Origin of the sequence: Maridesulfovibrio zosterae DSM 11974 (assembly GCF_000425265.1) — a bacterium.
In the GTDB taxonomy this organism is placed as follows: domain Bacteria; phylum Desulfobacterota; class Desulfovibrionia; order Desulfovibrionales; family Desulfovibrionaceae; genus Maridesulfovibrio; species Maridesulfovibrio zosterae.
In genome coordinates this window covers 380,694-401,823 of the sequence record NZ_AUDC01000012.1, presented here as the reverse complement: position 1 = coordinate 401,823, position 21,130 = coordinate 380,694, and the positions used below count along the sequence as shown (strand labels likewise).

The 21,130-nt window shown below is 39.6% G+C and carries 19 protein-coding genes; 14 read left to right on the top strand and 5 right to left on the bottom strand.

The annotated features are described in order from the left end of the window. Positions 1 to 4 precede the first annotated feature (4 nt). The 3 genes from flgL to H589_RS0108725 all read left to right on the top strand — a co-directional run bounded on the left by flgL (position 5) and on the right by H589_RS0108725 (position 4,467). The gene (flgL, locus tag H589_RS0108735; protein ID WP_027721674.1) at positions 5 to 1,201 is read left to right on the top strand and encodes a flagellar hook-associated protein FlgL; all 1,197 of its coding nucleotides are present in this window, start codon (positions 5 to 7) and stop codon (positions 1,199 to 1,201) included. Between the two features lie 10 nt (positions 1,202 to 1,211). Then, positions 1,212 to 2,924 (top strand): flagellar filament capping protein FliD, encoded by a 1,713-nt coding sequence (gene fliD / locus H589_RS0108730; RefSeq protein ID WP_027721673.1) that lies wholly within the window; start codon positions 1,212 to 1,214, stop codon positions 2,922 to 2,924. Between the two features lie 379 nt (positions 2,925 to 3,303). Beyond that, on the top strand, positions 3,304 to 4,467 hold the full coding sequence (locus H589_RS0108725) for a Bcr/CflA family efflux MFS transporter (protein WP_027721672.1): 1,164 nt from the start codon (positions 3,304 to 3,306) through the stop codon (positions 4,465 to 4,467). 47 nt (positions 4,468 to 4,514) lie between these two features. Here H589_RS0108725 and H589_RS0108720 read toward each other — a convergent pair whose 3' ends face one another. Then, complete coding sequence (locus tag H589_RS0108720) at positions 4,515 to 4,814, bottom strand: putative quinol monooxygenase (RefSeq protein WP_027721671.1); 300 nt, start codon at positions 4,812 to 4,814, stop codon at positions 4,515 to 4,517. Between the two features lie 307 nt (positions 4,815 to 5,121). On the opposite strand from H589_RS0108720, the gene H589_RS0108715 reads away from it, so the two are divergent. Both H589_RS0108715 and H589_RS0108710 read left to right on the top strand, forming a co-directional pair. Further along, on the top strand, positions 5,122 to 5,334 hold the full coding sequence (locus H589_RS0108715; protein WP_027721670.1) for a DNA glycosylase family protein: 213 nt from the start codon (positions 5,122 to 5,124) through the stop codon (positions 5,332 to 5,334). Continuing rightward, positions 5,331 to 5,828, top strand: a complete 498-nt coding sequence (locus H589_RS0108710) for a methylated-DNA--[protein]-cysteine S-methyltransferase (protein ID WP_027721669.1) — start codon at positions 5,331 to 5,333, stop codon at positions 5,826 to 5,828. Before H589_RS0108715 ends, H589_RS0108710 begins: the two co-directional genes overlap by 4 nt. Here H589_RS0108710 and H589_RS0108705 read toward each other — a convergent pair. From H589_RS0108705 to H589_RS20365, 4 genes are all read right to left on the bottom strand, one after another. Continuing rightward, entirely contained in the window at positions 5,825 to 6,904 is a 1,080-nt protein-coding gene (locus H589_RS0108705; RefSeq protein ID WP_027721668.1) for a tetratricopeptide repeat protein, read from the bottom strand. The genes H589_RS0108710 and H589_RS0108705 overlap by 4 nt on opposite strands. Before the next feature lie 178 nt (positions 6,905 to 7,082). Continuing rightward, entirely contained in the window at positions 7,083 to 7,466 is a 384-nt protein-coding gene (locus H589_RS0108700; RefSeq protein WP_027721667.1) for a hypothetical protein, read from the bottom strand. 133 nt (positions 7,467 to 7,599) lie between these two features. Further along, positions 7,600 to 8,592 (bottom strand): hopanoid-associated sugar epimerase, encoded by a 993-nt coding sequence (gene hpnA / locus H589_RS0108695; RefSeq protein ID WP_027721666.1) that lies wholly within the window; start codon positions 8,590 to 8,592, stop codon positions 7,600 to 7,602. A gap of 211 nt (positions 8,593 to 8,803) precedes the next feature. Continuing rightward, a complete protein-coding gene (locus H589_RS20365; protein ID WP_051249679.1) occupies positions 8,804 to 11,236 on the bottom strand; it encodes a PAS domain-containing hybrid sensor histidine kinase/response regulator in 2,433 nt (810 codons plus the stop codon). 325 nt (positions 11,237 to 11,561) lie between these two features. On the opposite strand from H589_RS20365, the gene H589_RS0108685 reads away from it, so the two are divergent. The 9 genes from H589_RS0108685 to H589_RS0108645 all read left to right on the top strand — a co-directional run bounded on the left by H589_RS0108685 (position 11,562) and on the right by H589_RS0108645 (position 21,043). Further along, a complete protein-coding gene (locus tag H589_RS0108685; protein WP_027721665.1) occupies positions 11,562 to 11,816 on the top strand; it encodes a hypothetical protein in 255 nt (84 codons plus the stop codon). 139 nt (positions 11,817 to 11,955) lie between these two features. Next, positions 11,956 to 12,927 (top strand): YbgA family protein, encoded by a 972-nt coding sequence (locus H589_RS0108680; RefSeq protein WP_027721664.1) that lies wholly within the window; start codon positions 11,956 to 11,958, stop codon positions 12,925 to 12,927. Next, positions 12,920 to 14,509: an SDR family oxidoreductase gene (locus tag H589_RS19435; RefSeq protein ID WP_084146923.1), complete on the top strand. Its 1,590-nt coding sequence runs from the start codon at positions 12,920 to 12,922 to the stop codon at positions 14,507 to 14,509. Before H589_RS0108680 ends, H589_RS19435 begins: the two co-directional genes overlap by 8 nt. Before the next feature lie 10 nt (positions 14,510 to 14,519). Further along, positions 14,520 to 15,875 (top strand): deoxyribodipyrimidine photo-lyase, encoded by a 1,356-nt coding sequence (locus H589_RS0108670; protein ID WP_027721663.1) that lies wholly within the window; start codon positions 14,520 to 14,522, stop codon positions 15,873 to 15,875. 161 nt (positions 15,876 to 16,036) lie between these two features. Beyond that, entirely contained in the window at positions 16,037 to 16,399 is a 363-nt protein-coding gene (locus H589_RS0108665; RefSeq protein ID WP_027721662.1) for a hypothetical protein, read from the top strand. Positions 16,400 to 16,525: 126 nt separating this feature from the next. Then, complete coding sequence (locus H589_RS0108660) at positions 16,526 to 17,227, top strand: M15 family metallopeptidase (RefSeq protein ID WP_051249678.1); 702 nt, start codon at positions 16,526 to 16,528, stop codon at positions 17,225 to 17,227. Between the two features lie 229 nt (positions 17,228 to 17,456). Continuing rightward, a complete protein-coding gene (gene msrB / locus H589_RS0108655) occupies positions 17,457 to 18,467 on the top strand; it encodes a peptide-methionine (R)-S-oxide reductase MsrB (protein ID WP_245577079.1) in 1,011 nt (336 codons plus the stop codon). A gap of 136 nt (positions 18,468 to 18,603) precedes the next feature. Continuing rightward, a complete protein-coding gene (locus H589_RS0108650) occupies positions 18,604 to 19,425 on the top strand; it encodes a glycosyltransferase family 2 protein (RefSeq protein ID WP_027721659.1) in 822 nt (273 codons plus the stop codon). 334 nt (positions 19,426 to 19,759) lie between these two features. Further along, a complete protein-coding gene (locus tag H589_RS0108645; RefSeq protein WP_027721658.1) occupies positions 19,760 to 21,043 on the top strand; it encodes a hypothetical protein in 1,284 nt (427 codons plus the stop codon). Positions 21,044 to 21,130 lie beyond the last annotated feature (87 nt).

Genomic DNA, 21,130 nt, shown 5'->3' with positions numbered 1-21,130 from the left:
CGTAATGAGAATAAGTACATCGCAAATATATTCGCAGAGCATTTCGAATGTCAGTCAGTCTCTCAATTATGTCACTGAAGTTTCGAATAAAAGTGCCAGCCAGAAGAAAATCAATACTCCTTCAGATGATCCGGCAGGTATGGGGAATGTGGTAAATTTGCGAAGTTACGATCAAACTCTTGAGGGTTATTACAATAATTCTCAGCTGGCAGGGAGTCTTCTTGGAACTGCTGACGGTTTGCTTGTTAACGCCAGTGAACTTATGATTTTTGTTTTGGAACAAGCCGAACAGGGAGCAACGGGAACTTATTCCAACGAGCAGTCTCAGTCCATGTCTGAAAATATGATGGCTTATATGGATTCCCTTTTAGCCATTGCCAACGCCAAATCAGGAGATGATTATATTTTTTCAGGCGAGGCCACAGATACATCTCCTTATGAATATGTGCCGGGAGTAACAGTTACTGGTGACTCTCCGGCCAAGAGTAATTTTGTCTCATTCTCCGGCGAGCTTGAAGATCCCATCATTGTTGAATTCACCTCTGACGGCACTATTGGTACAGATGCAATTACTTATACCTACTCCCTTAACGGTGGTAGCGACTGGGTGACCGGATCAATGGCGGCAACAGATACGGACATTGATCTCGGAGATGTGACAGTATCAATGAATGCCGGGACGGCAGTTACGGCTAGAGATAACGACGCAGAAACAGGCAGCCAGTTTGTTGTGCGAAATTCTTTATCCTACACTGGAGCTGATGAGGCCATGGCTATTGATATTTCTGAGAGTGTGGATGTTGACGTTAATACAGTAGGTAGCGACGTTTTTGGCGGAGTAGATGCTGCGACTGGTAATGCATATTCTGAACCTAATCTTTTTGAATCAATCAGTGATGCCGTAGCTAATCTTTGGATAGGTAATGAGGATGGGGTAGCAACTTCGATTGCAACTCTTCGTGATGGTGATGAACTGTTGAACAGCATAAATGCCAATATTGGATCTAGGGAGCAAAAAGCAGATTTTATAGGTACCAGCCTGAGCTACACGCGTGATCGAATAACAGACTCCATCAGTGACGAGGAAGATGCAGACAGCGCTGCACTGACAGTGGAATTAAGCAAAGCACAGTACATTTATCAGGCCGTACTCAGTTCAACATCCAAAGTTATAAGTATGTCCATTCTGGATTATCTTTAGGAGATAGGTCATGGTTTCATCTATTACATCAAGCAGCTATACGTCTAATACTAATTCTGGAAGTTTTACAATCGATGGATTGGGGAATGGTACTGACTGGAGTGCTCTTATAGAGGCAACCATAGAAGGTGAAAGTTATAAAAAGGAGCAGTACGAGGCTGATCTTGAAGATGCCGAGTCTGCAGTAACGCTTTTAACCGCTCTTGATGAGGAATTGATAGGTCTTTCAACAACCCTGCAAGGCATAGATGAGCTGGACGAATTTCTTTCATACAAGGGATCTGTTTCAGGTGATGAGGTCACGGCTACTGTAGAAAACGGGGCTGGTGAAGGTTCTTATAATCTTATTGTAAACCAGCTTGCCAAAAAAGATGTGTGGATTGCAGAATCTTACGATATAGCTGATGCGGCTACATCCATTGCTTCAAGCGACTCCAGCATAACCCTGTCGTATAGCGGTAAGGATATAACTATTGCAATTGCAGCCGGGACAACTGCACAGGAATTGATAGATCAAATAAACAGTAATGCAGAGTGTGATGGAAAAATAAATGCTTCACTTGTTTCTGATGGAACAAACTATCATTTAAAATTTGCAGGTGAAGATACTGGTAAGGACAATGCCATTGTCATTAAGGATTTGAGTGCTCTGGATTCTGTTAATCCTGCAGATTTTACAAATACCCAGACAGCTCAGAATGCACAGATTAAGATTGATGGTTATCCTTCCGGTGCTAATGAGTGGATGGAAAGGGCTTCCAATTCACTTGATGACGTAATTGATAACATGACCGTAGCACTCAATTCTACAACCGATGGGGACGGGGTTACTATTGGTGTTACATATGATACTGCCGCTATGACTGAGACCATTGAGTCTTTTGTGAGCAGCGTAAATCAGATTCTCTACGATGTTTTGGATCTTACCGGTGCGCTTGATACTGGTGCCGACGATGAGGGGACATTTTATCTAAAAGATAGCTCACTTGGTATGGTGAATTCTCAAATAAAAAATGTTCTATCCACTATGGGGGTCGGTTTTCAGCGCTATGATAGTGATACCGGCGAAGGTGATCTTTTCACCACACTTTCCACGATAGGGATAAGTACTGATAGTGACGAAGGATCTTCTACATTCGGGCAGCTTGAAATTGATTATGATGAACTTGAGGAAGCTCTGAGTGAAGACCCAAAAGCCGTGGCAATGCTTTTTGCCGCATCCGGCGAGGCAAAGTCTAGTAATTCTTCAGTTCAGATTCTCTCTACTATTTCAGGTCTGACCTCCGGAGGTGAGTATGATGTTGAATATACCGTGTCTGGTGGGGCGATAACTTCGGCTACCATTAACGGTAATGAAATGAAAATCAATGGCAGTACCTTGCTGGCTCAGAGTGATAGCGATGCGAATGGTCTTTATTTGCAGATTACTGATTTGACCGATGGTACATACTCAAGCACCGTGACTATTCAGCAGGGGAAATGTGGACAATTGGCAGATCTATGTACTGCTATGACTGACGTTGATAGTGGGGCCGTTCCACTTCTTATTGAAAGCTATGAGACTCTGACTGGTAAGCTTGAAGATGAGATTTATGATGAGGAGGCAAGGCTGGATTCTCTTGAATCTAGTTTGACTCGTAAATACGCCGCATTGGATGAAATGCTGTCTTATTATACAGGATTACAAAGTCAGCTCGAAACGACTTTATCAACGGATAAGTAATTTTTGCAAATGTAGATGGTTAAGATAAAGAGGGACCGGATTGTTCATGTTTCTCCTATGGTCTGGTTAAAAGTTCTATCATACAGTAGTAGTTTTTTCAGATCAAAGGCATCTTATAAGCTATTCAAAGTAGATACGAGTTTACGTTTCGTAAGTATTAGAAAATATTCTATTATATTTTATATATTCCAGAATAACATATGCGCTATGCTTGATTCTTAGATGTAAAACTTCTATTGACCAATTTTCGGTGCAAGGCTAAAAGAGAATGACTGGTCTGTAACGATATATTTCTACTTGGTTTGCATAAGAATTTCTATCTTATTTTCCCCTAAAATATTTTTTATATAATAGTTAGATCTATTTATGGTGTATTATCGTGCCTAATTTTTTATTTATAGCTATGCTTGCTGCTTTTCCTTCTTTGTCTACTGATATGTATTTACCTGCTTTGCCTATTATTCAGGAACAGTGGAGTATTTCACTTGTATCAGTAAATTTATCTCTGATAATGTTTTTTGTGTTTTTTAGTTTCTGCATGCTCATTTATGGGCCTTTATCAGACCGGTTCGGTCGTAAGCCTGTGCTTATAGCCGGAGTTGGCATGTATGTGGCCGGATGTTTTCTTTGTTCATTTTCACCGAATATACAGTTCTTGGTTATATCTAGAATCATTCAAGCTGCAGGGGCGGCATCGGCATCGGCTCTGTCCATGGCTTTGACTAAGGATTTGTATCATGGAGTGGAGCGGCAAAAGATTCTGGCATATATCGGGGTTATTGTGCCGTTGTGCCCTATGGTAGCTCCTATGATAGGTAGTTTGATACTGAAATATCTGGCGTGGAAATGGATTTTTGTTTGTCAGGCTGTGCTTGCATCGATTGCTTTTGGTGGTGCGATTCTCTTCAAAGAACCTGAATTTGAAAAGACATCAGGCGGAATTTTAGCGGTAATGTCCCGTTATCTGGTGGTTCTTAAGAATATTAAGTTCAGTCTTTATTGTTTCTCTTTTTCAGTTGTGGGTATCAGTTTTTTTGCTTTTCTGGCTGGATCAGCTGATATTTATATCAGAGGTTTCGGTATGACTGAGCAGCAATATGCATTGTTTTTCAGCCTTAATGCTTTAGGATTTATGTCTGGATCATTCACCTGTTCACGCTTATGTATTGGATATTCATCTACTGCAATATTGAAAATATCACTTTTGGGAGTTATATCTGCTGCATTAGGGATTTTATTTCTTGGGTTCTCGCAATATATGTTTGTGGCAGCAATGTTTATGATGACTTTTTTTATAGGTCTCAGCAGACCTATCAGTAATCATATGATCTTAGAAACCGTTGATAGGGATATAGGAGCCGCATCTTCACTCCTCACATTTTCATTTTTTATATTTGGTGCCATTGCTATGGGGCTTATATCCTTGGAGTGGTCTTCAAAAATAAATGTAATTGGAGAAATGGGAATTGTCGGAGGAGTTGTTCCGTTTGTAGCATTATATTTGATCAGTCGTTATTGCACGAAATCTGTCTGTGAAAATTAAGAAAAAGCCTGCTTCCATATGAAAGCAGGCTTTTTTGTAATCAAAATCTATTCTGGAATGGAATCAACCAGTTCCAGTTTTTCAAGTGTTCCTTCTCCTTCGAGCAGGGGGCCCATTTTAGCAATTGCGCTAAGAAAATGATCAGATTTGCAGTGAAAATCAAAAGCAGCCTGGTCTTTGAATTTTTCGCAGAAACGGTATTTCCCCGGAGCATCAACAATGCGATGCAGTCTATATTCAACAGAGCCTTCTTCCTTGGCCGTTTCTTTAATCAGTTCCCGTAGAATTACTTCCAGTTCTTTCTCTTTACCTGCAGCAGCTTGAAATGTTGCATTATAGATTTCCATTATATTCTCCTTTTTAAGGTTTGTTCTCTCTGCATTTATAATTTTTGATATATGCAGAAGTTTAGTAAACGGCAATATTTGTTAAATCTTGGAAAGTTTAGTAGTTTTTAAGAAATATGGAATCAATATTTTATATGACTTATGTGGGATGATTCGTTGCCACAATTGGGTTTGATTTTCTGTACTATTTTTTGGATATCGATTTGAACGTAATAATTTTATAAAAATTAAAATTTAATTAGTAGATTATTTATCATGATGATATGAAAAAAATTAAAATATTTACATAACTCATGCAAGAATAAGTATGATTTTGTCTGAAGCAGTTTACTATTTTGCAATGCGTGGTTTTGGTTTCCTGGATAATTTCCCAGTCGGTGGTCTGGGGGTAATCAAGGCTTTGACATATGGTGATAATAAACCATCTCACAAGGAAGTATTGGGTTTTGCTGAAAAGTGGAGTACTTATCTGGATTATGCGACTTTGTGCTTATGGATTCGTTGGGAAAAGTTAATATGAGTGTTTATTTTACAAAATTTGACAGTGTCTTTTGTGAGATTATTCTTGTCGGTAATGAAAACGGCTTAAGTCATTTACATTTACAGACAGGCGAAGGTCGACGTGAATTCGATATCTCTGATAAATGGATTAGAAATGATGAATTTTTTGTGGGAGTTATCCGGCAGATTAAAGACTTCCTGTCAGGGAAGACAAGTTCATTTAAAGTGAAATTAAACCCACAAGGTACAGATTTTCAAAAGAAAGTATGGGGGGAACTCTGCAAAATACCTATTGGTCAAACCCGTACCTACAAAGATATAGCTCAACAAATCGGGAACAGAAATGCAAGCAGGGCTGTAGGGATGGCAAATTCTAAAAATCCCATTCCTCTGATTATTCCTTGCCACCGGGTGATAGGTTCTAATGGAAAATTGACAGGCTTTGCTCACGGACTGAGAATAAAACAACAGCTGATAGACCTTGAAGAGTATTGGAATAACCAGAAAAGCTAATCTTCATCATCCATACTTACCTTGGGAGTGGCAATTTTGTTTCGCTTACCATTATTTTTTTCGATTTGTTTTACTATTTGTGTATGCAATGCCCTTGCCGGTTCCATACTTGAATCAAGACTTAAGCAGAGTTCTGTATAATTAAGAGCGCTCTCAAAGTCTTTGGCATATGTATATGCACGAGCCATATTATAGTAAAGATTCGGGTCGTTTGGAGTAAATGTGCAGGCTTGATGATATGCTTTAATCGCTCCGTTGTAATCACCCTCTTTTCTAAGTCGTACTCCCAGTCTGTTAAAAGGATTCAATGCCTCTGGTTCATTTTGAAGAATTTCAATAAAAAGTTCTTTCACATTATCAAGACAGTCCTGTACGGCGTATATATCAGCAGCTTTAGTCAGATACTCCTGATAGTTTTCCATGTCACCTTTGCCTTTGTATGCATCAGCCATTCCTTTGTATGCTTCTGCGTACATTTCGTTCATAGCAATAGCTTTATTGAAAGCGATAATGGCTTTCCCATATTTTTCCTGCGACAGGAAATTAAGCCCTTTCTCGAAATATTCTTCAGCGGGACTTTTCTCTACATCGGTCAGTTCCTCAATGATTTCTTCAAACCCGTCAATCGCTTCATCAAAACTGCCGTTTGAAACCATATCCCATGATGCTGAGAGTAGTTCCTGTTCGATCTCATCAGGTGTAACACTTACGTATGCAGCAAACAGATGGCGTTTCAGAGTCTCCATACTGTAGGGGCGCAAAACATAACCACCGCATCCTGCTGAAATTGACTCTAGAACTGAGTCTTTACGCTGATCATAAGTTACCATAATAATTGGAAGTGCTCTGTTTGCATGTTTTCTCAGTTTGCGCACACATTTTGCGCCGGATGTGTCGTGCAGAGAGTCGTCAACTATAGCTACATCAATTATGCTGCCTTCAAGGGCTTCAATTGCATTCTCCCACGTGGAGTATACATATATTTTTGAGGCGCCAATACCAACAAGAGTTAATCTGTCTGTAGATATATTTGCTGAATTATTGGAGAAAATCCCGAATCTCAACTCTTCAAGCATTCCCGTCTCCTAGAGTAAACATTTGTATTTGACTACAATACATTTTGGGTGAGTATGATTCAACTATAATTCAAGTATTTTCTGTATAAAATAAAAAGTATAAGTTCAAAAAATAAAAGGATGAGCCTCAGTTTATAGAAGTTCATCCTTTTGGTATATAATTTTTACAGATAATTTGTTAGCTGAGTGTAACAGCCAGTGGAATAATATGGAGTTTACTGCTCCGTTCCTGGGTTAAGCCTAGTTTCCAGTTTACACGATCAGTTTTACCGACAGCTTCTGCAACTTGTTCAGCCAGTCCCTGAATGTTTATGATAGGATGTCTGGAAAATACCTGTGGCAATCCGTAAGTCAGGTTACAGGCAAGACAGCATCCAGGTCTTTGGTTTAAATGAATTTCAAAGTTTACAGTATCTATGCTGTCATCTTTGTATACCAGAGATATGTCGTAACTTCCATCGTCTGCATCTCCCAGAAGAGCTTCGAAAAAGTCGTTTGTCTTGCTGGCAGGAAAGATTCTTTCAAGCATATCCGAATTAAAAATTTCTGCATACTGGCCCATATATTTCTCCAATACTTTTTTCTATTTGTACCTAGCTTTGTCCAGCAAGTTAAATGCCTTTGAAAAGCTGCTTATGTCAACTATCTGTATATAAAGAGAGCAGATTCTTGTCTGCGAGAGTAGTTACGAATTGCTAGTCAAGCATATTCATTTCTTTAAACCATGCAACGGCATCCTTAACACCTTCAACTGCCGGACGGTGTGAGTAGCCTAACTCTTTCTCAGCTCTTGCTGAGCTGTAATACATTTTTTTAGCAGCCATGCGAATACTGTCCAATGTGGCCACCGGTTCTTTGATTAACCCAATTTTTGCCAGATTTTCTGCGATAAACCCAACTGAGTACAAGATGGCAGACGGTACTTTAAATCTTGGTTTGGCTTTATTTGTTGTTTTTGCTGTCATAGTGAAAAGTTCTTTGAGATGGAGGTTGTCACCTCCTAGAATATACCTGCGTCCTATTTTCCCTTTCTGCAGAGCCAGAAAATGTCCCATGGCAATGTCATCAACATGAGCAACATTTAATCCCGTGTCAGCATAAAACATGCCCCCGTCTCGGGCTGTATTGAGGATCATTGTTCCTGTTGGGGTCGGGCGTGAATCACCGGGGCCGACAGGCGTGGACGGATTAACAATTATAGCTGGAAGATTCTTTTTAATGACCATCTTCATGACCACTTCTTCTGCCATAAATTTAGATTTTTTGTACGGGCTGATCATATCTTCTATAGTAGAAACAGAATTCTCGTTTGCAGGTGTGCCGTCAGAATTTGAGCCCAGAACACAGACGCTTGATGTATAAACTATACGCTCTATACCTGCCTCCAGAGCCCTTTCCATTATCAATCTGGTTCCATCAACGTTGGTGTGGATCATAGTTTGTGGGTCTGGAACCCAGAGTCTGTAGTCGGCGGCAAGGTGGAAAAGATATTGGCATCCTTGAAGTGCTGTATCAATTGCTGATGCGTCGTTCAGGTCGCCTGAGATAAATTCAATAGGCTCACTGAACATTCTTCTGGCTTTTTCAGGATCTCTTACGAGAGCTTTTATCTTGAATCCCTGTGCGTATAATATAGGTACGAGGCGGGAACCGATTAATCCAGTAGCACCGGTAATTAATACATTCATAATTGGGGAATACCTGCTTAGACAGAGGTCATACACTATAGAACTCTGCTGAAATAGTATGTCTGTTTAGTAGAATGAAGCGTATAAATACAGAGTCAGTATCTATAGAAACCATTTTTAAATGTTCACATCTATATAGACAATTGAAGTCTGTTACGTTGCTAATGGTTTATTGACATTGATAAGTCAAGTTAAGTTTCGTTCAGTGCTTCTATGCTCCGCAAGCAAACTTACCAAGTGTTCGTGCTAAAACATCCCATTCAAAAGGTTTACTTATGTATTCGTCAACACCTGCATCTTTAGCATTTCTTTTGTCCAGAGCGGTTGCATGAGCGGATAAAGCTATAATTGGTGTGCTATGATAGTTTTTGTATCTATGAGATGTTCTGATTGTTTTTGTTGCCTGTATACCATCTAGAACTGGCATCTGAATATCCATCAAAATTAGGTCAATAGTTTCTTTTTCAAGCATATTTAAGCATTCCTGACCATTTTCAGCGCAAAAAATCTGATGTCCCATTTTTTCTAAAATTTTGCTGGCCATCATCCTGTTTACTAATTCATCTTCCACCAAAAGTATTTTTAAAGCAGGGACATCGGTAAAGTATTTGTCTCTATTTTCTGATGTTTTATGGTTCGTTTTATCAATCTCTAATTTAAGAGAAAATTTTATTGTCGTCCCATGTTCAATTCTGCTCTCAACATTTATGAATCCATTCATCAAGCCTATTAATTTTTTAACAATTGATAGTCCGAGACCTGCTCCTTTATATTTGCGTGAAAGGGATCCGTCTACTTGAGTAAATGAGTCAAATATTGACTCAATTTTATCTTCGGGTATTCCTATACCTGTGTCGGAAACAGAGAAGTTTAATGATTTAAAACCTGTTGTTGATGACTCTGAAGTTGTTACCGTAATAACAACTTTTCCATGTTCGGTAAATTTAAGAGCATTACCAATAAGGTTGAAAAGAATCTGTCTGATTCGACCTTCATCGCCCATATAACAACCTTCTGCTTCATTGCTGATGTTATATGAAAGTTCTATATTTTGTTCTTTTGCTTGAAATTCAAATAAATTAATACACTCATCCATGAGCCTTTTAATGGAAAATGGTTCCTTAATTATATCTAAATTCCCTGACTGAACTTTTGAAAAATCAAGAACATCATCCAAAACACGCAACAGATTTTTAGACGATTGCAGTGCAATATCAATATAATCTATTTTTTCATACTTGCTGTCGGAATTTTGTATAAGCTGGAGCATGCCCATTATGCCATTTAGAGGGGTTCTTATTTCATGGCTTATGTTGGCTATGAATTCATCTTTGGCCTTATTAGCCATGACAGCTTCTTCCTTGGCTAGCGACAGCTTTTTTTCATTCTCAATGCGCTCTGTAATATCATGTACAATAGAAATAAGTCTTGTTTCCCCTTTAAAGACGAATGGACCTGAGAAAACTTCAACATCTCTTATTTTGTCTCCGGAAACTACATGTTTGAAAATAAAGCTGTTGAGCTTATGCTTTTGGGCTCTCTTCATTAAATCTTTTACTTCATTGACAGGTAGACTATTTAGTTGGTGGATATACTTTGATTCAAGTTCTTCCTGTGTGTATCCATAAAATTTTTCAGCAGCTTTATTTGTCTTAATAATTTTTCCTGAACTTGGTTCAAGAATGAACATTACAGAGTGGTTTTCTTCAAAAAGAGCTCTGAACTGCTCTTCATTATCTTTGATTGCAAGCTTGGCTTTTTTTTGCTCGGCCAGAACCTTGCTTAGATCTTCTGAGTAATGGGCAAATTTAACGACTTTTCCGTTTTCAAAAATGGGGTATATACTGTGAAACAGATTTTTATCGTCTCGTATATCATTAAAATGTACAGGAGCTCCTGTTTCAGCAGCTTGATTAAGAAACTTTTTTCGTGACCGTGCGAGATCTTCCGGGATGAAATTGTATACATTTTTACCTATCAGTTCAGCCGTGGTGGTTTTGATATTTTTTGCTAAATTGGTATTGGCATATAGTACCTTGCCTTCTAAATCTATCATGAAAATTGACTGATTACTGGCATCGATGAGGCTTTTTATATCTTTTTCAGCTTTAACAGCTTTTCTTTCTGCAGCCTTTCTCTCTTTCACCTGAACCAGCAGAGATTGATTGATATTTTGAATTTCGGCTGTCCGCAGTGCTACCTGCTGTTCAAGTGTTTTCAGGTATTCTTTTTGAAGTTTTTCAGTATGTTTTCTGGCTGAAATATCTCGTGAAATAGCCAGAACCATCTGTTTTCCATTATATTCTAGTTTTCTGGCATTGATTTCCACCGGAATTGACGTTCCGTCTTTTGCTATATTGACAGCCTCAAATAACGCTGATCCATCAGAATATCTTGTTTTGGGGGAAATGTTACATGCCTTTGATTCTGGAGCATCAATATCTAGTACGGTCATTTGTAGTAATTCTTCGCGTGTATATCCCAAGCTGCGGCATGCCGCTTTATTTACGTCTTTAATGAGTCCACGGCTACCGTCAGTATGTATTTCGTATACAATCACTGAGTCTTCGATGGCATCAAAGAGTACTCGAAAGAGTTTTTCACTCTGCTCAAGTGCTGATTCAAGTTTTCTATGGCTTGGCATACTTATATTTGTTCCTTATTTAGTATGTCTTTTTTTTATTATTTATTTTAGTACCGTATCTATAAAAGGCATTTTATCCTAGGTTAATAATAATAGAAACTAATGATCGTGTATACCTATTAGTTCTATTTTTTATAGTAGATTGTAATTTGAAATTTGATTTGAGGAGAAAATAAATATAATTTGCTTTGTTATAATAAATATTTTGCAATTTTGCTTTTATTTTTAATTTTTCAGGACTGATAAATGAATAATTTTAATGTATGTGCAGAGTCCGTTTTAGAAAAATACACTATATATGCCGTCCGCAGGGACGGTTTTTACTTTGTCCAGTAAGAAGTGTGTCGGTTGCGGATGGTGTTGTATATCAGACCCATGTGAGGTTTCTCATCGTAAGTACGGGTATACTAAGCGTTGTCCTGATTTGTTCTGGGATAAATGTATGAATCGTTATATATGCCTTCTGATGAGGGATGCACAGGAGAGTGAGGATGCTAAACGACAGCTTTTTGAGGGACAGGGTTGCTGTGCTCCACTTATGACCTGGCGTGATAATGTTCATGATCGTGATAATGATTGACCTGTATCTTAGTTGATTTGAATTTAGATTTTTTATTTTTGCATCTGTGGTTACCCATAATGTAAATGATTATAGCATTAATTTTATATCTGAAGTAATATTTTTTTTTATATGCATAATCAGTGGAAGGGCAGGTAATATGCAAAGCAAGAAATTTATTTCAAATGGTAAAATTAGAGTTGGTATAGCAAAGTGTCTTTTAGGCGAAAATGTCCGCTATGACGGGACACATAAACTCGATCACTATATACGTGATACACTTGGTAGCTACGTAGAATGGGTTCCGGTATGTCCTGAGGTGGAATGCGGGATGCCAATCCCCCGCGAAGCGGTGCGTCTTATAGGAGATGTAAATGCTCCCAGACTTGTTGGCCGCAAGTCTGGAGATGAGTGGACAGGGCGAATGCAGGAGTGGGGGATAAAGAGGCTGAAAGATCTGGAAAAGGAAAATCTTTGCGGTTATATCTTTAAACATGGATCTCCTTCCGGTTCTATGAGGGGAATGAAAGTTTTTCAGGAAAACGGTGGAGTACTATATACTGGAGTCGGGATATGGGCTCGTATGGTTATGGACCATTTTCCAATGCTGCCGTGTGAAGATGACGGACGTTTGCATGATAGTGGAATCAGAGAAAATTTTATTAACAGGCTTTTTACATTTAGTCGCTGGCATTTGTCTATGCAGGACGGTAGAAGCCCCGGTATATTAGTTGATTTTCATTCCAGACATAAAATGCTGATTATGTCTCATAACGAAACAATATATCGGTCTATGGGGAAGTTGGTGGCGACAGCGGGAAGTGCAGATTCTGATGATTTATTCCCTCAATATTTTAGTCTGTTGCTCAAAGCGCTCAGCTATAAAACGACGATCAATAAGCACGTCAATGTGCTTACACATGCGCTGGGGTATTTTAAAAAAGACATCAGTGCAGACGAAAAGCAGGAACTTCTTGAAGTTCTTAATCAATACCATAATGGATTAATCCCGCTGATAGTTCCAATCACTTTGCTCAACCATTATGTACGCAAATATGATAAAGAGTATTTGGCAATGCAATATTACCTGAAACCTTATCCTGCGGAACTTATGTTGAGGAATCATGTCTGATCAAATTACCAAAAAAGATAAAGCTAAAAATTTATATGTAGCTGAAGAAGACCGTGCCAATCATACAATTTGTGTGCTTGGTGCAACAGGATATGTCGGTGGACGTTTAGTTCCGCAATTGCTGGAACAGGGATGGAAAGTAAGAGCTGTTGGACGCTCTATCGCAAAATTAAAATGTCGCTCCTATGCACGTCACGCTCGTTGCGAAGTTATGGAAGCGGACCTTTTTAATATTGACTCTCTTGATCCAGTTATGAATGGATGTTTTGCCGTTTACTATCTTGTTCACTCTATGCAGACCGGGACCGGAGACTTTGTTGAAAAAGACCGCATTGCAGCGCAGAATGCAGTTTTGGCGGCTGAGAAAGCCGATGTTTCGCGTATAATTTATCTAGGCGGAATGATTCCAGACGACCCGAATATCAGTCATCATCTTGAGTCCCGCGCTGAGGTGGGTGAAATACTTTCACATAGTTCAGTCTCATGTACTGTATTCAAAGCCGCAGTAATTCTTGGTTCAGGCAGCGCTTCATTCGAGATATTACGTTATCTGGTGGATAGACTTCCAATTATGCTTACTCCAAAGTGGGTAAGGGTGGAGAGCCAGCCGATCAGTATTCTGGATGTTCTTTTTTATCTTTCAGGTTGTCTTAACTATCCTGAAACAGCTGGAGATAGTTTTGATATAGGCGGACCTTTTATTGAGACTTATGAAAAGCTATTTCGTATTTATCAGGAAGAGGCCGGACTACGCAAAAGGTTGATTATACCAGTTCCTTTTCTTTCTCCAAGGCTTTCATCTCATTGGTTGGGAGTTGTTTCTCCTGTACCTGTCGCATTAGCCAGACCGTTAATTCTGGGACTACGTAATAGGGTTGTATGTAAGGATTTTAGAATTAGACAGATTATGCCACGCCGTTTAACTGATTGCAGGACTGCTGTCAGGCGTGCTCTTGCAAAGGTAGAGCAGCAGGTTATCGATACATGCTGGTCTGATGCAGGACTAGTGGAACAGCCTGAGTGGTCTGTTTGTGGTGATGCCGGCTATACCGGAGGAACTGTTTACCACTCTGCCTACCGCGTTAAGATAGCTGGTGATGCGGAAAGTATTTGGCAGAAAATAACCTCTATAGGAGGAGACGAAGGCTGGTATTGCTGCGATTCGCTTTGGTCGATAAGGGGATGGATCGATAAACTTGTCGGCGGCGTAGGTCTGCGACGGGGACGTAGGCATCCTTCATCTATTGCTGTCGGCGATGCACTTGATTTCTGGCGAGTACTTGACGTTCGCTCTAATGAGAGACTCTTGCTGCTGGCTGAAATGAAATTACCGGGAGAGGCCTTACTGGAATTTTCTTTAGAGCAAACCATAGCAGGCGATACCGTTTTAACTATGACAGCCAGATTTTTACCCCGTGGTCTTGGTGGTATCCTTTATTGGTGGGCCGTGTATCCATTTCATTCTATTGTTTTTAAAGGTATGGCAAAGTCTCTTGCTGAGAAGAGTGGCAAAAGGATAATGGAAGGCCCTGAACTGGTTGATGGTCCTGCTCCGAGATGTCATATTTCCAGCTCTAAGTGAGGGTTATTTTATGGCGGGTGTGGATTCAAGGCGAATACATTATTTAAATAGTGAAAAAGATTCCGGCGGACCGGTTATATACTGGATGAGCCGTGAACAGAGAGTACAGGATAATTGGGGGCTGCTTCATGCCCGCCATGTTGCGGGGAATTCTCGACCATTGGTGGTTGTCTTTTGTCTTGCTCCATCTTTTATCGGGGCTACAGCCCGTCAATATGATTTCATGCTTAAAGGGTTAGCGGAAGTCGAGTTTAGTCTTGTCCAGCTAGGAATACCATTTGTTTTAAAAATGGGTTCTCCTGAATTTGAGATACCGGATCTAGCCAAAGAGCTGGATGCCGGCTTAATTATTTCAGACTTCGATCCTCTGCGAATAAAAAAAATATGGCAGGAAACAGTAACTTGTAACATTAATATTCCATTTATTGAGGTGGATGGTCATAATGTTGTTCCAGCCCGTTTTGTATCTGATAAGCGTGAATATGGCGCCAGAACAATCAGAACTAAGATCGGAAAATTGCTTCATGAATTTTTGGAAGAATTTCCAGCTCTACAGTCTCAAAATCAAAATAAAATAAGTTCATCTCCCATAGACTGGGCCGAGGTCCGAAATTTTATTGAGGTGGATGAGAGCGTTATGGCTGTTGATTTAAGTCCGGGTGAGAGTTCAGGGCAGGTTGCTCTTACAGATTTTATAGAAAACAGACTTAGTCGATATGCTGAAAGCCGCAATGACCCTAATTTGAATGCTACGTCCAGACTTTCTGCCTATTTTCATTTTGGGCAGCTTGCACCACAAAGGGCGGCTCTTGCCGTTTCATGTACAGGTAGTGGAGTGAATCAGGAGGCCTATCTTGAAGAACTGATAGTCAGGCGGGAGCTTTCTGACAATTTCTGCCTGTATACACCAAAATATGATTCACTAGATGCTGCACCGCAGTGGGCAATCAATACTCTTGAAGAATATAGTGAAGATGTTCGCGATTATCTCTACAGCTATGAAGAATTTGAAAAGGCAGTGACTCATTCCGCTTTATGGAATGCCGCGCAAACTCAACTTGTTGTGTCCGGCAGTATGCATGGTTATATGCGTATGTACTGGGCTAAAAAGATCCTGGAGTGGTCAGCTTCACCCTCTGAAGCTCTTAAAATAGTAATAGCTCTTAATGACCGCTATGCTCTTGATGGGCGGGATCCGAATGGATATGTGGGCGCACTCTGGTCTGTTGCAGGTCTTCATGACCGGGCATGGAAAAAGCGTCCGGTGTTCGGATCTATTCGGTATATGAACGAACGCGGTTGCCGGCGTAAATTTGACGTTGATGCGTATATTAAAAAATGGATTCAGCCTTCGAGCTATCATTGATATTAAAACATCTTATATAAAGATATTTTTACTGCATTTTGTTTATGATTAACAGGTAATTATAAAAATGTTTTTGTTTTATTTAAATAAATAATGTTCATGAATATTTTTTATGCTATGGTCCTATTATAAGAAAATTAACTTATTATTGGAGGTTAATCATGGCTAATATGGACTATCCTGGTCCCTGCCCAAGTTGTGTAGGTATTGATGGTTGCAGCACTGAAGAAGGCAAAAAGATGGCTGTTAAGCATTATTGTAAGGGACTTGAAATGGAGCTTAATTCATGGAAAGCCCGCTTGTACGATGTCCTTGCTGATGATAAATCTGATTCAGCTAAGGAGCAGATTATTATGTTAAAATCTATAATGAAAGAGCTCGAAGCTGTTACAGAGCAGATGCAGGAAATTTGTCCTACAAGCCTCGGTGAAGATGAAAAAGTGATCTCCGGTAAGCTGGAGGATCTGCGTGTTCACTATACAAAGGCTATGGAAGTTATTGCACCTGGATGGTTCGGTGGTTGATCGATTGCTATAGAATTTTTAATGTAGGCCGGCCTTTATCGTCGGCCTTTTTTTGTCAACTATATATGGATTAATGCTGATGTTGATTTTGTTTTAAATCTGCAAGAATCAGGCTGGGTAAATTTAATGCTTAACACACGGTTACGATTAATTTTTTCATTATTCTTTTTTTCGGTATTGTCCATTTCAGCTGTCGAAGGAATTGGCTGGGCAGAAGATTTACCGAAAGGGTTTTGTTATATTGATGAATATATACCTAATGCAGTTTGTGATGTGCGTTACTACGGAAAGAATAATTTTGTAGGGGAGAGGGTCGACGGTTATGAGAATTCGCGCATAATAATTACTGAAGTCACTGCAAAAGCCTTAGCTGAAGTGCAAAATGATCTATCAACGTTTGATTTGGGATTGAAATTTTTTGATGGCTATAGACCACAACGTGCGGTGCATCATTTTGTCCGCTGGGCCGAGAATCTGGCAGATATCCGCATGAAAGATTCTTTCTATCCTGATGTGCAGAAGAAAAATTTATTCCGTGATGGATATATAGCTGCGAAATCAGGTCATTCCAGAGGTTCTACAATTGACCTGACTCTTATTGATCTGAAAACTGCGAAGGAATTGGATATGGGCAGTCCATTCGATTTTTTTGGACCTAAGTCATGGCCATCAAACAAAGAAATGTCCCTTAAAGTTCGCTCCAATCGTGCATTATTGCAGGAAGTCATGACCAAGCACGGGTTTAAGCCTCTGAAAGAAGAATGGTGGCACTTTACGCTAAACTTCGAACCTTTCCCTGAAACTTATTTTGATTTTCCTATCAGATAAAAGATCAACGTATTGATTTATACTGGAAGAAATGAGCTGATTTTCATTTATTTTATTTGATATACTGTAGTTGACAGGATTAAAAAATACACTACTTTAATAGTATTAGTTATTAATACAAGGAAAGGATATGAAACAGCGAAAACCGATTTTGTTCCTAATTGCTTTTTTTATGGTGTTGGGAGTCGGGGGTTTCATTACAAACTCTGATGCCAGCAAGGAGAAATCCATGAGTGATAATGATTCAACAGAAATAGCCACTTTAGCTGGCGGATGTTTTTGGTGTGTAGAGTCTGATCTTGAAAAGCTTGATGGAGTTCAAAGAGTCATTTCTGGATATACTGGAGGGCATGTGGATAACCCTTCATATGAACAGGTCAGTTCGGGGCGAACTGGACATCTTGAAGCCGTTCAAGTGTATTTTGACCCAAAGCGGGTCAGTTATGGACAGGTTCTGGATGTTTTTTTTAGGCATCACGACCCGACTGATCCCGGAGGTTCCTTTAACGACAGGGGGATGCAGTATACTTCTGCAATTTTTTATCATGATAATAATCAAAATAAAATTGCTGAAAAAATGCTCAGTGATCTTGATGCTTCAAAGGTATTCGATAATCCTGTTGTCACAAAGTTGATCCCATTTGAGGAGTTCTATAAAGCTGAGGATTACCATCAGGATTACTACAAGAAGAATCCGGTAAGGTACAACTGGTATAGATTTCTTTCCGGTCGCGATAAATTCGTAGAAGAACACTGGGGAAATAGTGACAAGCCTGCTGTCGCAGTGCCTGATGTGGATAATGATTTTGTCCGGACAAGTGACAGTGAATTGAAGAAGACGCTTACTCCTTTGCAGTTCAAGGTAACCAGAGAAGATGGAACCGAGCCTTCTTTTCGTAATGAATTCTGGGACAATAAGCGTGAAGGTATTTACGTGGATATTATTTCCGGTGAGGCTCTGTTCAGTTCTACGGATAAATTCAAGTCCGGTACAGGGTGGCCTAGTTTCACTCGCCCGATTGACGGTAAAAATGTGGTAGAAAAGGAAGACAGCTCTTTCTTCATGAGTAGAGTTGAGGTCCGGTCCAAAAAGGCTGACTCACATCTTGGACATGTTTTTGAAGATGGCCCGCAACCGACAGGTTTAAGATATTGCATAAATTCCGCTTCCTTACGGTTTATTCCTAAGGATGAACTAAAAGAGAAGGGATATGGGGAATACTTAGGTCTCTTTCAGTAGGATTTAGGTAGTGTTGATGCTTTAAGGGTTGTCATGTTGGCAGCCCTTATTTTTTTATTTTGATGAATTTAAAGATTGCTGTATAAATGGCAAGTAGGATACTTGTACAGAAAACGTAAAAAACTCGGACGGTTTTATGTGCCTGCTTTCAATAGTCATTCCTAACTATAATTATGGACGTTTTGCCGGACGTTTTTTTAGCTCTATTGCAGATCAGTCAATGAGCCTTGATGATGTTGAAATAATTTTTGTTGATGATGGAAGCACTGATGACTCTATTTTGCAGGCGCAAAAATGGGCGCAGAAGTTAGCCTGTAAGAATTTTAATGTTTATTCTCCATCGCGAAGTGGAAATCCTGGGCTTGTAAGGAATTATGGACTAGAAAAAGCGCAGGGTGAATTTCTTGTGTGCCTTGATCCCGATGATTCCATTCATCCTGATTATTTTGCTGTCTGTATTGATTGTCTGCAATATAATTCTTTAATTTCAATCGTTTATACTGACTATCTTGAGCGACGTTCTGATATAGTTACAGAGTATCTTTTGCCGGAGTTCAAGCCGATATATTTACGGACCCAGAATCCAGTTCCACCCGCAGCTGTTTTCAGACGCAGTATTTGGGATAGCGGAGTCCGTTATCGGGCAAACACCACTTATGAGGATTGGGATTTCTGGATTCAATGCCAGATGACAGGGGCAAAGTTTAAACATATTGCTCAGATTCTCTATAATTATGAAATACATAATGCTAATTTCTCTCAGCAGGCTGTGAAAGATGATGGTTCAGCCAAGGCACAGATTGTACTGAATAATCCTTCTTTTTTTAACCCTGCAGTCAATCAATGGGCTGTTGATCATATAAGGGGTAGACTCTACGCACCGGCTTTCCGGCGTGGCTATATCCCAACGTCTGAGGATATTAATGCCGTTACAGGTATAATACGCGGCGATAATTGAAATTATTAGTAGATTCATTTTTTGAGCGCTTATTGTTATAGCCGTCTCAGGTTAAAAGCGTGTTTGAATTAATTATTGCGAAATAAGTAAAGTAGTTGGCTAAATGTACGCAAAGCAATATATAAACTCTATATAATTACGTAAAATTGCAAATTTAGCCGATATAACGTAGTTTTAACTTATTAAAAATAAATTCCATCTTGACACAACCGATCTCTAAGTGCAGTATTTATGCACTTTCGGACCTATTAGTGACAGTGCCTAAATTGATTGTTTCCCCTGTGCTAAGCAAAACGTAATAGTTTAAAAATGGTTGTTTTTTTAGCGAGTACTTATGATTATTGGCTGTATTGGTCCTGCTGATTCCATTGAGATTGTTAAAGAAGTTGTTGGACGATGTTGTCCTGATATCAGCTTGCGTACCTATGAGCAGGAGCGGGTTGAGGACTCATGGAAAGCACTTGATCAGTGCCAGCGTGAAACTCAGGGTACGCTATTTACAGGCATTGCCGTACAAGAGGGAGCTAAGGCTTGTGGTTCAGTAACAAATCCATATGAACATATTCCTCGTGGAGGATATAGTCTGCTGCGCATGCTTTCAGAAATGCATCGCAGTGGTATAAAATCAGGTAGGCTAAGTATTGATGTTGTAAGTGATGATATTCTTGTTGAAGTTGTAAGAGAGTTCGGGGTTGAGCTGGAGGATATTCACTCTATGCCATTTGCCCTTCATCTGTGTGAGCAGGAATATCTTGACCGGCATATAGAGCTTTATGAGTCTGGAAAGGTTGAGGCAATTGCTACAGGATTTGGGTATGTCTACAATGAGCTTAAGAAACGCGGGCTTCCAGCCTTCAGACTTTACGCCAGTACTTTACAAATAAGAGATTCTATTGCCCGCCTTACTGGTTTTATTAAAACTCGTAATCTGCGTTCTGCCGGTATTGCAATACAGCTTATAAAATTCAATTCCATTACCCGCAGTTCAATCAATCAATATGATGATATGAAAAACGGCGGTAGATTCTACCTTGAACTTGTGGAGTATGTCCGAGCAATTCAGGGAAGTCTTTTTCACTTCGGTACTGAGGAGCATGTTATTTTTTCCACTCGTGGTCTTATCGAAAGCGAACCTCACCGTGAGCATTTTAAACGATTGCTGGCGTGGGGGAGAGAGCGAAACATCATTTTTTCGTCTGGTATAGGGATTGGCTTGACCGCTTTTGAAGCTGAAAAATCTGCCCGTAAGGCTCTTGCCAATGCATCCAAGCTAAAAAAAGGTGGGCTTTTTGTTGTGGATGGTCAACAGATTTGCGGTCCCATCGGTGAGTCAGATGAGCTTGAGTATAAAACTCATGTGGTGGATGAGGCTCAGCTTAAAATATCCAGAGAAATTGGTATAAGTCCCAGCTATCTGGATAAGATTAAATCTCTCATGGATAAAACCCGTAAAGATGTTTTTGATTCAGCAGATCTTGCATCGTGTTTAGGCATAGGAGAGCGGAGTGCCAGAAGAGTGCTCAAGAAATTTTTAGACAGTGGTTATGCTGAGATTCATGGCAGAGAAGTTGCCAACAAGGTTGGCAGACCTAAAAAGATGGTGCGGATTTTAATTTAATGGAATGATTTTTCTCGGCAGACTTTCGGTCATAATTGTGACATGTCCGTAATTACTACTGAATGATAGTCTGTCTCATTATACGGG